We start from the raw sequence: 13,216 nt of genomic DNA on the forward strand, positions 1-13,216 counted from the left end.
GTTATGGACAGAACTATTCTCATTGATAAATACCTGACTCGAACATTGAATGCAGAAGAACAAGTGCAGTTCGATGCCCTTTTTGCCAATGACCCCAGTTTTCAGGAGGAAGTCCGTTTCTTAGAAAATGTGAAAAAAGTGGCCGAGACGGAGGACGATATTCTTGCAAAGGCCATGGTGGCCGATTTTGAGGCGGAACATCAGCCTAAATCAAAGCGTATATCCCTAAGAAAGTGGTGGGTGGCCGCTTCCTTGATTCTTTTGGCAGGGATTACCTATTTCTTTATGATGCCACCGGAAACAATAGATACCCAAGAGCTGTTCGTAGAAAGTTTTGAACCTTATCGTAACGTAGTACATCCTATTGTGCGAGGAAGTACTCAACAAGACGAAAAGACCAAAGCCTTTCAATATTATGAAATGGGGGAATACAAAAATGCATTGGTACTGTTTGAAAAACTATATCAGCAGGATAAAGAGCCGTACTATCTTTTTTACAAAGCGAATGCCTTGCTGCAACTTGATCGGGCAAAGGAGGCCATTACACTTCTCAATGCCCATTTAAAAACCAAAGATACCTTAAGAGAGAAATCCAATTGGTATTTGGCCATGGCGTATCTAAAATTAGACGATCATGAGAAAGCCAAGAAAATGCTACAAAAAGTAATTGCCGAAAATCGCTATAATGTAAAAAAGGCCAAGAAATTACTGAAGGTGTTGGACTAGTCTTTTGCGAAATACTAGAAAAAGGAATACCATACCAACCCCAGCTAGAACATACCAAAGCCATAGGGTAGATTGCACAATGGGTGTAGTATCTCCAGAAACAATGAAGCCCGCCCAATAGTAAGGGTGTTTTAACAAGGGATCTTCCGCCTGTTCCAAGTACTCTAATTTGGCATTTTTTAGTGCCACATCTTTCGAGTCTCCATTTTTAAGGTGTTTATAGAAGCTTTCCATAATTTGAGAAGTTTCCTTGTCCGGAACTTTCCATAGACTCATTACCGTACTAGATACCCCAGCATACGTAAAAGCACGAGACATATTCATGACACCTTCTCCTTGGGCTATTTTTCCATACCCGGTATTGCACGAACTTAAAACCACCATATGGGCATTGAGATCTAAACCGTAGATTTCTGCGGCAGAAAGCGCATTGCCAGTCGTGGCAATACTATCTTTTGCAAAGAGCATATGATTGTTCAAAGGGTTTACTTTATCCAGTTCTGTATGGAGTGCCAGATGTAGTAAGTTACTTTTGGAAGACGAATGTAGAAAAGCTGCTTTGGTGGCTGCTTCTCGGAGATAGACCTTACCATTGGTAATGGTGCGGATGTCTTCTACCTCTTTTTGATTGTTGGGAAGCATGTTGGCAGTATAGGAAGGGGCATAACCAGACCAGGTATTGCCAGGTGTATGAACAAGTTGTGTTTGTTCCTGAAGCAATTGTACAGAGCCTATATATCCTATAGCATAGGTTTTCAATAGGGGAGCTCCATCTTTCTGGAGAATTTCGAAGGGCACGAAATTTAGAACATCATCGGTTACTAGGGCAATAGAAGTTATTTTTTTAGGCAATACGGGAAAGACTATTTTTTGCAAGCTGGCAGCAGTATCTTCCCATTTTTGTTGTGCTTGGATTTGAGTCCGGAGTGTTTCGGATAATTCGCGAAGTTCCCCACTGGTATCAAAACGTTCAATACGCATATCTTCCTTAGTAAGAATGGCTCGATACCACGAACGCGTACCTATGTAGAATTCAAGAATAGCCTGATTCTTGCGTAAGGTTGACTGCACAAAACGGCTATAATTCTCATTAGCCATTAAGCTTTTTAGTCCGGCATACTTCGGATAGTTTTGGAGGATAACGCTATGTATACTATCGTTTTTTTCGTTTAACCCTAAAAGTTTATCCTTAAGCTTTTGCAGGGTAATAGGGCTTACTTCTCCTTTGTTTTGTAGATAGATGATGTTCTTGTTGGTGTTCTGTAGTTCTTCTAAGACATGCTGCTCTAGACTTACAATAGTTTCCGGAACACCAGCTATTTCTTTAAAGCGTATATTTTGAAGGCCTTCGAGCAAGGCCGAATTTTTATTGAGCTCCATAAATTTAAAACACATTTGCTTATAAAAATCGTCTTCGGTCTTTTCATAGGAAGCAAAAGAGAGCGCTATCGCATCTTCTACAAGGCGCTGAAGATTTTTATTGTAAAAAACCCGATCCTGTTGATTGGAGAAGGTATTGCGAATGTGGATGATGGTATTCAGTACAGTGCGCAACTTTTCCTTTGGCCCTATTCTTTCGGCCATATTAAAATAACGAAGTTCTATGCCCAAGACCCTCAGCCATATATTGGGATCATCCTTTTTTGAGGGAAGTTCTTTTCGCAATTGGGCAATACGTGCTTTAATTTTAGTGGTATCCCCAGTTTGCAACTGTAGCCGCAGACGGCTCATTTTTTGATCGAAATTGCGGTAGGTGGCCGCTTTAAATTTTGTATTTAAAAATTGCTCCAAACTATCTACATAGTGCAATGCTGCGGTAAAGTTTTTATTTTCTTCATGGATCAAGGCCATTTTTTGATAGGCTTCGATGAGGAAAAGATCTCTCTTGATCGCTTTGGATATCTGTGCTCCTTTGTTGTACAGAGCCAAAGCTGCTTCCATATTCCCTTCATTCCGCCTTACTTCTGCTAGGTCATAATATCCCATAACCATCCAACGGTGACGCTCACCTCCCGGTATTTTTCGATCTTTAATGACCTTCTTAAAAATGAGAAGTGCCTTTTCTATGGTGGTACTGGCAATTTCGGTCTGGTCCATGGCATTATAGACTTCTGCGAGTATCAACATGGCTTGGGCCGTACGGGAGTCGTATTCGCCCAGAAACTTCTTGCCGTGGTTCACCGCCTTCTCGGCATATAGAATAGCTTTGGTGAGATCGTTTTTAGTCAAATAGGTTTCTGCCAAGGCTCTGTAATCTTCGCATAGATAACCATTGGTTTCCCCAGCCGCTTTAATGTCATACTTCACCGCTTTTTTATAATAGGTTTCTGCTTCGTGAAAATTTCCAAGACGTTCCAGATACAATAATCCCAAATTGTAGGCCGATGCAGATATGGTACTGTACCTAGGTTTCTCCAAAACTTCGTTCATTTCAATGGCCTTTTTGGTATAATGGAGGACACTATCCAATTGTTCAAGGCCATCGAAAGCTACCCCGATCAAATTCACGGAAACCGACTCTAGGACCACATAACCTTTTTTTTGGTATATTTTTCGGGCATTCTTAAAATGGGACAGGGCGGCATCGTACTTATTGTAATCAATGCTCGTACGGCCAACATGTTCCTCCATAAGCGCAAGGATGTCCTGATCTATCGGAGGGTTGTTTTTAATCTGTTCCAAAGTGGTCAACATGTCCTCATATTCGTATTTTCGGGTAATTTGAAAGGACACGTATGACCGCAAATATGCCATGGCTTGCTCGTATTGGGGAATATTTAAACCCGAAGACCCATATGTTTTTTCCGCCAAAAGAAGCTTTTCCCAAGCCGCTTTCATGTTTTTCCTGAGAGACATCATACGGGATTGATACAAGAGGCTACCCATATATTTTTTGGGGTCATTTTCCTTAAAATAAGATGCGGTACGTTCAAAGTGTGGAATCAGGGAATCAAACCTTTGAAAATCACCTTCCTTCATAATTTCATAGAAAGTCTTTTCAGAAATACTGTAAATACTGTCTTGAACGGATCGTTGCGCTTTTAGTTGTAGAAAGGTAAAAAGTATCAGTGCCAGCGATATTCTAAGCTGCATAGGTTTGGTTTATTCCAAAAATAAAAAAAAAGCACTAGGCGCCCTAATGAAATGTATGTGAGGAAGATATGAGGGTGTAAATGGTTCGTTTAATAGTAGAAGGGTTCGCGATCATTCGATTAAAACTGTATTTTTGTTTGTATAGCTATGGATTTTAAACTTCACTTCACCCTTTGGAATATCCTCATTGCGGCTTCCACTATTGTTGGTTTTACATTTAGCTTATTGCTTTTATTCACAAAACGGAAAAATAAATCGGCCAATAAATTTATGGCGCTCGTGGTCGGTATTATGTCCTTATGGTTGAGTTGGGTCTATGCCGGAGATATGGGAATATTAAATTACTATACCCGCTTAACCTGGTTTCCCATAACCTCCTATCTGTTGATTATAGGGCCAGCATTGTATTTTTATGTATTAAAGCGAATAGATCCAGATCTAAAAATGGGAAAGAGGCAATGGCTTCATTTTAGCCCCTTACTTTTGGAACTCACTTTTCATGGGTTTCAGGTTTATGAAAGTTCCCAGACGGGGCAACCCATCCATAGAACCATGACTTTTGAGTTGATCAGCCCGTTCTTCCAATTGTTTGCCATTATTTCCGTGGCTATTTATGTATTGCGCGCTGTTCGGAAGATTGAGGAATTCACCCAAAAACTAAGGGAAAACTACAGTAATAGCGAAAAGTACACTTTAGATTGGCTAAAGCGCGTTATTCGTTTTTTTGGGCTCATGTGGTTTCTTTGGCTTCCCTATACCCTGGTAGATTATCTTCTTTTTAATTATGAATTGAATTTTAAATACTATTATCCGCTCTACCTCCTTATGGGGGTTGTTTCGGTATGGATGGGCGTAGAGGCCTTTTTGAGGCCAGAGTATATTATTGTTACGTTAAAGAAGAATGAAAATGCCCAGAAGAAGAGTCCGCCCATTGACGATATTGTTTCAAAAATGGATGAACTCAAAAGAGAAATGGAACAGAACCGCTGGTACCTCAATCCAGAACTGACCCTAAACGCACTTTCCGAAAACTTAGGGATGCATCCGCATTTGCTATCTCGAATCATCAATGAAGGCAGTGGCAAGAATTTTTCGGACTTTATCAATGAATATCGTGTCAATGCGGTTATTGAAAAAATGAAGAGCCCAAAATATCAAAACATCACCTTACTGGGAATGGCCCATGAAAGCGGATTTAATTCAAAAACATCTTTCTATAGAACTTTTAAGAAGTTTACCGATAAAACCCCTTCGGATTACGTAAAGGCATCCAATTAAGGAAATGTAAGAGTTCCAATACTGGAATCTGGGACGTTTTAAAGCTGCAATGAATGGGATTATTGGTTTTTTTGATGAAAATTGCAGAACAAATCACCAATCATGAATATATATAAAAGAATCCCTGTCCTACTCTGTACTATAGGGCTTATATGGAGCTGTACTTCTCAGAAAAGAACATCACAAGAACAAACAAAAGCTGTTTTTGGATCGGAACTACAGGAGTTAAAAGCTTATTTTCAGATTCCTGGAATGGCCATTCTTGTGAAGCAAGGAAATCAAACTTTGTATGAAGATTATCTTGGTGTTGCCAATGTTGCATCTAATACACCTCTAGACAGCACCACTACTTTTCCGATGGCTTCGTTGACCAAGATATTTTCTGGAATTATCATGATGCAGTTGTTGGAAGAAGATAAAACTTCTTTGGAAGAACCGGTTAATACCTATGTGTCCCTAGGGATTCCGGATAGTGTTAAGGTGAAGCATGTGCTATCTCATACCTCTCAAGGTAAGGTAGGCAAGCAGTTTTATTATAGTAATCGGTTTGGCTTGTTGACTCCGATAATAGAACAACTTAGCGGACAGTCTTATGAGCGTGCCGTGCAAGAGCGTATCATAGATAGGCTACAACTTAAAAACACCTATTTGCTAAAAGATTCCACACAATTGGTTTCACAAAACAGAAAAATAGCAGCACCTTACCTATTAGGCGGGGAAATGAAAAATGGTTTCTTGGAGAAAACGACCAAGGAAGGGTTTATTGACTATGGCTTCTCCGCTTCGGCTGGAATAACGGCTACAGTGCAAGATTTGGCCTTATTGAGCGCCGCTCTAGATCAAAATACGCTTATTTCGAAGGCTTCTAAAGAAAAAATGACAAGCTCTTTCGTAGCGGGATCTCCCTATGGTTTGGGGATTTTTACCCAAGAGTTTCTGGGAGAACAGCTGATTTGGGGCTACGGACAGTATGACTGTTACTCCAGCCTTTTTCTGAAGGTTCCTTCTAAGGATTTAACCCTTATCCTAGCGGCCAATAATAACTTAATGAGCGATCCCGCCCGCCTTATCAATGGAGACGTGACCTCTTCCTTATTTGCTCTGAGTTTTTTAAAAAATTATGTGTTGGATAGACTAGAAATACCACTTTTTGAAAGTAGGGAGACCCTCGCCCGGATACAGGAACGTATGGATTCTTCTAATCGAGAGTTCTACCGAAAAAAATTAATGGCACAATTATCGGCAGAGAACTATATGGTACGGTTTGATGCTGTACATACGGGAAACAGTAAAGCCTTATTGGATCAATTGCTGACACTGTATCCAGATTATGAAAGTTATGGAGATCTAACCTTTCTTTTTAATCTGCAATTCTTAAAAGCTATTGCGGCCATGCGAGGGGAACAAGAAGAGACCAAATATGATGAGGTTTATGTAAAAGTGGGAGAAAAGCTCCTTAAAGAGGGCAAAAATAATCCCTATGCCAACTATTATATGGCCAATTATTACGATCTAAAAAATGAAAAAGACAAAGCGGCGTTTTTCTACCGTAGCATTCTTGAAGCCGAAAATTTTTCCCCTTGGTGGTATACCCAAGAAGCAAAGCGTTGGTTGGAATCCCATGAATAAAAAGGAGAACGCTGAGATTATAATTTTTTACTAAAATAAGCCGATGGGGAGGTACCCATTAGATTTTTGAAGGATTTGTTGAAGGTGGTTTTGGAATGAAAACCCGCTTCCTGGGCCAATCCAAAAAATGTTAGCTCCTTGGCCCTAGGGGTATTGGCCAATTGAATAAATTCTTTGATGCGATAATAATTCACAAATTCAAAGAAATTCATGCCAATGCGTTCATTGAGCAAACGTGCCAATTCTGGATTGCTTACCCCTAACAATTCTGCAAGTTCCGCTTTGATGAGCTTTTTGTTGAGATAAGGCTTTTTTTCAAGCATAATGGTTTCCAATCGGGCTTTAAGGGATTCTAAATCTTTGGAACTCAGTTTGGATTGGGCGTATTTTTGGGGTGCTTGGGAAAGGGGTACCCTAAACATAGCGGGCTGTACCATTTCATAATAGGTAATCAGGAGAATAATGGAAGCAATGGATAACCAAATTAGTTGGCGTGCTTCCCGTTCCAGCGTTTCTACTTGAAAAAGACTTAGGAGATACACCACGACCCAAACAAAGAGAACGATTCCGATGGCAATCAAGAAATTGAAGAAGAAGTGTGTTTTAACAGCATAACTCAATTCGTTTTTCAAGCTTTTTCGGAAATAAAGAAAAGTAACAAGGCTCCTAACCCAATAGGTAATATTAAAAGATAAGCCTATGCCAACTAAAATACTGACCACGGTATAGAACTCCCCTCGTTCTATTCTTTCTACAATAACGGTATTGGAAGGCAGCATAAAGTAAAAAATAACAAAAAGAATATAGATTAGCCCAGGAAGGTAGTGCCATAAATCCTTGAGGCGGAAGGAAGTGTTGTTCAATGAAGACTTTGTAAACAAAAAGACTGTTGCTCCAAAGAGTAAGATCGCAAATTCGGAAAAGGAAATCAATCTAAAATTACTGCCAAAAATTTCAGAGAGGTACAAAATACGCCCACTTAAGCCAATGAATAATACGAAAATCAGGAATGCCACATATCCATTGATGTTTTTCCTGTTTTTGGAGGAAAAAAGATAAACGCACAATAGAAAGACACAATGGAAAAAGGCGAAATAGGTGAATTGATTGATAAATGTTTGCATGTTGCTAAGAAAACAGGTGGGTATTGAACCCACCTGCCGTAATGGTTTTGGTTGAATTATTTTATGATAAACTGATTTACATTTTGAATGCCCTCTTCGCTCATTTGCAGGTTTTCTTTGTAAAAGGCATCAAAATCTTCCCTTGTGTTCCATTCCGTTAGGATCACAAGGTCTGGTTTGTACATATACCCAACAGAAGACTTGGCATCTGTTAATTCTAAAAGTACTTTTCCTCCTTTATTTTTTGCCTTTTTTAGCCATTCTTTTTTAAAGAGTTTGAATTTGGAGGCGTCCTTTTCCCAGTAGGCGGTAGCTACGACAATTTTTCCCGGATCAATTTCAAAGGATACCTCTTTGGCCATAGGGTAGTATGCCAAATAAAATGAGGACCACATGGCTCTGCGTTGTTCATGAAAGTCGGGCACCTTAGTGAGAATGTTGTTTAAAAAGCGTTCCCTACTGCTTAGGTCATTCCATTTTCCAAAGACAAAAGAACTAGGCTGAATACCGCCTTGAGTGGTTTCTGCAATAGAAAGTAAAGGTTGAGGTTGGTAGCCCGTTTCGAGAGCAAAGGCAAAAGCAGTTTCCTTATATCTCGGAAATAACTCGGACAATGCGGGTTTTCCGGTAAAGAGCAAAATATCCAAAACCTCTCCTTTTTTAAAGTGTAATGTTTTGGATTTTGATTGTGCATAAGTGAAAGTCCCACACAAAAGTGCTATCAATAAGAGCATCGTTTTACATTGTTTCATACTAAATTCTTTAAGGTTTAACATCATGCTGCTAATCTAGGCGACTCGGAAATGGGTACAAAAAAAAGTAGGCTGCTATGCGTACGCTTACGGTATTTGCACCTGTTTTTAAGGGTTTCCCGAGTTTTTTTGAAAATCGAGGGCATCTTATAAAGATTGCAAAAAAGGAAGCATATTGTCTTTGTAGTTTTTCCCTATAGGAATTTCGATTTTTCCTATTTCCACATCATTTTTGGTATAGGCCGTAATTTTTTCGCTATTGACAATATAGGATCGATGCAAACGAATAAAACGCGTATCGATACGCTTTTCAAAACTGGAGATACTTTCTTTGACCATCAAGCTCTCTTCAGGCAGGTGTATTTTGATATAATCCTTGAAGCTTTCCACATATAAAATGTCGTCTAAGGTAATTTTGATCTGCTTTTTGGCCTTGCTTACAAAAAGGTAGTCTGGCCTTTTATCTACTTGAATAGGGATGTTTGCGCTTTCCTGTAATTTTAAAAACTTTTGGATGGCCAGAAAAAAGCGGTCAAAGAAAATAGGTTTTAGCAGATAATCCACGGCATTTAATTCAAATCCATCCAGGGCATAATCGCGATATGCCGTGGTAAAGATTACAGCAGGCTTATTGACCAGGTTTTTAAAAAAAGAGGTGCCCTTTAATACCGGCATTTCTATATCCAAAAACAACACATCAATTTTTTTTGTGCTGAGAATGGCACTTGCTTCAATGGCACTGGAACAAGAAGCGATCAGTTGAAAATTCGGGATTTTCTGTAAATAGGTAGCTATTAATTCCCGGGCAAGGGGCTCATCATCGATAATCAGGCAGCTATAATTCATACCATTGCTAGTTTGAGGTTGGCTGAAAATGAGGTTGATTTGTTTTCAATACTTAAATCGTAGGCTTTTGGATAGAGGAGTTCCAGTTGTTTTTTAATGTTTTTAAGTCCAATAGATTCTCTGTTATTTGTGCTTTCCGGAACTGCTGGCTTGCTATTTTCCACCTTAAAGGTCAATACGCCTCTTTGTTTTGCAATATTGATATTGATGTGTGCCTGACTAATTTCGTTGGTTACTCCATGTTTAAACGCATTCTCTACAAAAGTAAGTAACAATAAAGGGGCTATTTTTTCTTGCCCGGTAACATCTTTACTGAAGGAAATCCTGACCCGATCTTGATACCTGATTTTCTCTAAAGACAGGTAATTCTCAATCAATGCAATCTCTTTATCCAGAGAGACAAAAGGTTCATTGCAACCGTATAATATATAATCCAAAATATTGGAAAGCTTCTGGATCACTTTAGTGGTATCATCCGATTTTTTTAGCGCCAAAGCATATAGATTGTTTAGGGTGTTGAATAAAAAATGCGGGTTTAGCTGATTTTTTAGGGCTGCCAATTCTGCCGTTTTTTTCTGTTCGTTCAAACGTAGCAGACGCTGTTTTTCATTGTAGAGTTTAAAGACCAAGAGCAAGAAAGTGGGGTAGAGCAAATACAGGGATTTTGAGATAAATTCACTCAAATGCGTGAGTCTTCCTAAAAAGGAAGGATCGTCAAAACGCTTGATATAATTTACATAGGTCTCCGGAAATGTGGGCTCAAAATAATGAACATAAATCAAGGTACAAATGCAGTAAAAAGCCAATAAAGTTGCGGTTACGGCAAAGCCAAATGACAGTGTTTTCCCTTTGTTTAACAGTTGGGGGATTAGAAATTCAATAATAATAAAGGCCAGGACAATCTGTAGGGTGGCTCGGATGCCAAAAGTGATGAAGAGCTCCGTATTGCTGGTGTAATACCAACCGGAGGTAGATGCCGAAAATGCAAATAGAATACCTAAAAATACGAGGTACTTGAGTTTAGACCCTTCCAGATAAGTTTGAATTCGTTGCAGCATAAGAGCGTGGTTCCATATAAAGGTACAAATCTATATGTCCAATTGCTTCAAAAAAGGATGAATCAGCAGCAACCGATGCCAAAAGTCTGCTTTGCGGAGACCAGTGTATTTATCCTTAAGTAACTATTTTTCAACCCTGCTTAAGAGGCCTCTATCCACTTTTTTTAGGGGTGTTACACCTTCCTATACCTTCGTTTTCAAACCTAAACTTTTTGAAGCATGAATAATCGAAACAGCCTTTTCTCCCGACTTCCATATGTGTTCAAAAACAAATGCTTTTCCTTGTTTTTTTGCTTGGCATCACTGTGTGTTTTTGGACAAAAGGCTGCAGTTACGGGAGTGGTATTGGACAAAAATACACAAGAACCCATCCCCTATGCCAACGTAGTGCTGAAGTCCGATACAGCCATTGTTACTGGAAGTATTACCGATGAGCAAGGGATATTCAATATCGGAAAACTCTCTTTTGGAGCCTATACGTTGGAGGTGCAATTTATAGGGTACGCCACATGGAACCAGGACATTACCTTAGATAGGACTACGAAAAACCTGAATTTAGGCAGCATTTTTATAGCCGAGGATGCAGTTTCTTTGGAGGGGGTAGAAGTAACTGCAGAACGCTCTACGATTGAACAAAAGCTTGACCGAAAAGTAATCCATATAGGACGGGATCTGACCAATACCGGGGCCTCGGTCAATGATATTATAGGCAATATTCCCTCCGTAAGCGTAAATCAAGATGGGGAAATATCGCTTCGTGGTAATGAAAATGTCCGGATACTGATCGATGGAAAACCCACAAATATAAGCGCGAGGGAGCTGTTGCAACAACTTCCTACCTCTTCTATAAAGACGGTGGAATTGATTACCAATCCATCTGCAAAATACAACCCTGAAGGGATGAGCGGAATCATCAATATTACCCTTAAGAAAAATACCAATCTAGGATTCAATGGCTCTGCGAATTCAGGAATCACTTTTGGACAACGGAGCCGATACAACAATACATTGAGCCTCAACTATCGTACGGGTGCTGTAAATCTTTATGGGACCTATGGCAACCAATTGGGGAAAAGTGTCACGGATGGAACAGTTACCAGAACCCTGGAAAATACCAATCAATTAACGGATAATATAAACGAGAATACCTCCCATCTTGTTAAACTAGGGATAGATTACTATATCAATGATGCCAATACCTTTTCTGTATACACCAATCAAAATGTGTTTGATACAGCGATCGATGGGATAAGGACCCTTCGTTTTTTTGATGACCTATCTGCCAACTTTAGACAATTCGATACCACTTTTCGTGACAATACCAGCGCAATTTATAATGCAGATTTTAGACATACTTTCCCGAAAGAAGGACATTTTCTTGAGGTTGAAGTAGACTATAATAGATTGAACAGTACCACAGGCAATAGCTTCCAATTTACTGGAAATAGCCCTTTGAACGACTATAGGGAAGATATTGAAGATCGTAGGACCAATACCACCATAAACTTGGATTACGCATACCCTATTTCAGAAAACACAAGCTTGGAAATTGGAGCAGAGACACGTTTGAGACGTACAGGCAATAATTATATTACCGATCGCACTGATTTTAATAATTCTACCTTCTCTTATGATCGGGATATTCATTCTTTTTACGCTTCCTTTAGTCAACAATTAGACAAGTTGCAGTATAATATAGGACTTCGTCTGGAAGATTATGCGGTACGCTCCCAATTTGATGAGGTATCAGAACCGCAATTTAACTTTGAGGATAAATTGTTCAATGTATATCCTTCTGGCTTTTTACAATATAGTCCGGATGCGGAACAGAAGCATACCTATCAACTTAGTTTTAGTAGAAGAATAGATCGCCCTTCCTTGAATCAGATCAATCCGATACGACAATTAAGTACCCCCCAGATCATTATCGTTGGAAACCCAATACTGCTTCCTCAGTTCACCAATTCCATAGAAATAAACTATGGTAGGAAATTAAAGAATGGAAGTTTCTCTTTTGGTGGGTTTTACCGCAGCATTAATGATGAAATCAATAGAAGGGGCTTTTTTGACACGGACAACCCCACGGTATTGATTTTGGATTATGATAATTTTGACAGCAACAATGCCTATGGAGTAGAACTTTCGAGTAGTTATCGCTTTACCTCTTGGTGGAATATGAATGCTAGTTTTGATCTGTATTCCAGAACACAAAAGGGAGTGATTGAAAACGAAAATGTCACCGTTAACAATAGTTTATTGAATGCCAAGGTGAACAGTAGTTTTAAAGCCACGGAACACCTTAGTTTTCAACTCTTCGGTTTTTATAGTGGGAGACAAAAAATACTACAATATGAATTAAAGGAAAATGCGTTTCTCAATATTGGGGCACGGTATAGCTTTGACCAAGGAAAAGGGACATTCAGTCTCAATTTCAATGACATTTTTAGAAGTCAGCGGTTTGCTTTTGAAGCTTTTAGAACCATTATTCAAGAAGGAGAGTTTCGGAGGGATACCCGTACTATTTATATGGGGCTGGCCTATCGTTTTGGCGGAGGAAAATACCAAAGCATTCAACGTAAAAAACGAGATAAAAATGAAAAAGGCGATAAGTTTTTATAAGGAAAATCTTTTGGAAATAAGGCCAAATTCCGCGGGCATACTATAGAAGATACATAGAGACTTCGCCTGAATCATCAGCAAATATGTATTG

At 39.3% G+C, this 13,216-nt stretch carries 9 protein-coding genes; 4 read left to right on the top strand and 5 right to left on the bottom strand.

The features are described 5' to 3' along the window. The first annotated feature begins 3 nt into the window (after positions 1–3). Positions 4–726 carry a tetratricopeptide repeat protein gene (locus tag ACEXOE_RS07325; protein ID WP_394748087.1) on the top strand — a complete coding sequence of 241 codons (723 nt, stop codon included), beginning with the start codon at positions 4–6 and terminating at the stop codon, positions 724–726. Here the strand turns inward: ACEXOE_RS07325 and ACEXOE_RS07330 are convergent. Continuing rightward, positions 706–3,819: a CHAT domain-containing protein gene (locus ACEXOE_RS07330; RefSeq protein WP_394748088.1), complete on the bottom strand. Its 3,114-nt coding sequence runs from the start codon at positions 3,817–3,819 to the stop codon at positions 706–708. The two genes, ACEXOE_RS07325 and ACEXOE_RS07330, sit on opposite strands and share 21 nt — an antisense overlap. A gap of 147 nt (positions 3,820–3,966) precedes the next feature. Between ACEXOE_RS07330 and ACEXOE_RS07335 the strand changes: the two genes are divergently transcribed. After that, positions 3,967–5,097 (top strand): helix-turn-helix domain-containing protein, encoded by a 1,131-nt coding sequence (locus ACEXOE_RS07335; RefSeq protein WP_394748089.1) that lies wholly within the window; start codon positions 3,967–3,969, stop codon positions 5,095–5,097. A gap of 102 nt (positions 5,098–5,199) precedes the next feature. After that, entirely contained in the window at positions 5,200–6,726 is a 1,527-nt protein-coding gene (locus ACEXOE_RS07340) for a serine hydrolase domain-containing protein (protein WP_394748090.1), read from the top strand. A 17-nt stretch (positions 6,727–6,743) separates the two neighbouring features. Here ACEXOE_RS07340 and ACEXOE_RS07345 read toward each other — a convergent pair whose 3' ends face one another. The 4 genes from ACEXOE_RS07345 to ACEXOE_RS07360 all read right to left on the bottom strand — a co-directional run bounded on the left by ACEXOE_RS07345 (position 6,744) and on the right by ACEXOE_RS07360 (position 10,506). Further along, positions 6,744–7,742, bottom strand: coding sequence for an AraC family transcriptional regulator (locus tag ACEXOE_RS07345; RefSeq protein WP_394748091.1), 999 nt, complete (start codon positions 7,740–7,742; stop codon positions 6,744–6,746). A 164-nt stretch (positions 7,743–7,906) separates the two neighbouring features. Beyond that, the gene (locus ACEXOE_RS07350; protein ID WP_394748092.1) at positions 7,907–8,602 is read right to left on the bottom strand and encodes a hypothetical protein; all 696 of its coding nucleotides are present in this window, start codon (positions 8,600–8,602) and stop codon (positions 7,907–7,909) included. Positions 8,603–8,749: 147 nt separating this feature from the next. Further along, a complete protein-coding gene (locus ACEXOE_RS07355) occupies positions 8,750–9,448 on the bottom strand; it encodes a LytR/AlgR family response regulator transcription factor (protein WP_394748093.1) in 699 nt (232 codons plus the stop codon). Further along, positions 9,445–10,506 (bottom strand): sensor histidine kinase, encoded by a 1,062-nt coding sequence (locus ACEXOE_RS07360; protein WP_394748094.1) that lies wholly within the window; start codon positions 10,504–10,506, stop codon positions 9,445–9,447. Before ACEXOE_RS07360 ends, ACEXOE_RS07355 begins: the two co-directional genes overlap by 4 nt. Positions 10,507–10,725: 219 nt before the next feature. On the opposite strand from ACEXOE_RS07360, the gene ACEXOE_RS07365 reads away from it, so the two are divergent. Next, positions 10,726–13,125, top strand: a complete 2,400-nt coding sequence (locus ACEXOE_RS07365) for a TonB-dependent receptor domain-containing protein (protein WP_394748095.1) — start codon at positions 10,726–10,728, stop codon at positions 13,123–13,125. The last annotated feature ends 91 nt before the right edge of the window (positions 13,126–13,216 follow it).

The sequence above is a fragment of the Spongiimicrobium salis genome, from assembly GCF_043678055.1.
Taxonomy (GTDB): Bacteria; Bacteroidota; Bacteroidia; order Flavobacteriales; family Flavobacteriaceae; genus Spongiimicrobium; species Spongiimicrobium salis.

Excerpts from the sequence above, each read along its gene's own strand:
- ACEXOE_RS07325 (WP_394748087.1), top strand. The coding sequence starts at position 4 with ATGGACAGAACTATTCTCATTGATAAATACCTGACTCGAACATTGAAT.
- ACEXOE_RS07330 (WP_394748088.1), bottom strand. The coding sequence starts at position 3,819 with ATGCAGCTTAGAATATCGCTGGCACTGATACTTTTTACCTTTCTACAA.
- ACEXOE_RS07335 (WP_394748089.1), top strand. The coding sequence starts at position 3,967 with ATGGATTTTAAACTTCACTTCACCCTTTGGAATATCCTCATTGCGGCT.
- ACEXOE_RS07340 (WP_394748090.1), top strand. The coding sequence starts at position 5,200 with ATGAATATATATAAAAGAATCCCTGTCCTACTCTGTACTATAGGGCTT.
- ACEXOE_RS07350 (WP_394748092.1), bottom strand. The coding sequence starts at position 8,602 with ATGAAACAATGTAAAACGATGCTCTTATTGATAGCACTTTTGTGTGGG.
- ACEXOE_RS07355 (WP_394748093.1), bottom strand. The coding sequence starts at position 9,448 with ATGAATTATAGCTGCCTGATTATCGATGATGAGCCCCTTGCCCGGGAA.
- ACEXOE_RS07360 (WP_394748094.1), bottom strand. The coding sequence starts at position 10,506 with ATGCTGCAACGAATTCAAACTTATCTGGAAGGGTCTAAACTCAAGTAC.
- ACEXOE_RS07365 (WP_394748095.1), top strand. The coding sequence starts at position 10,726 with ATGAATAATCGAAACAGCCTTTTCTCCCGACTTCCATATGTGTTCAAA.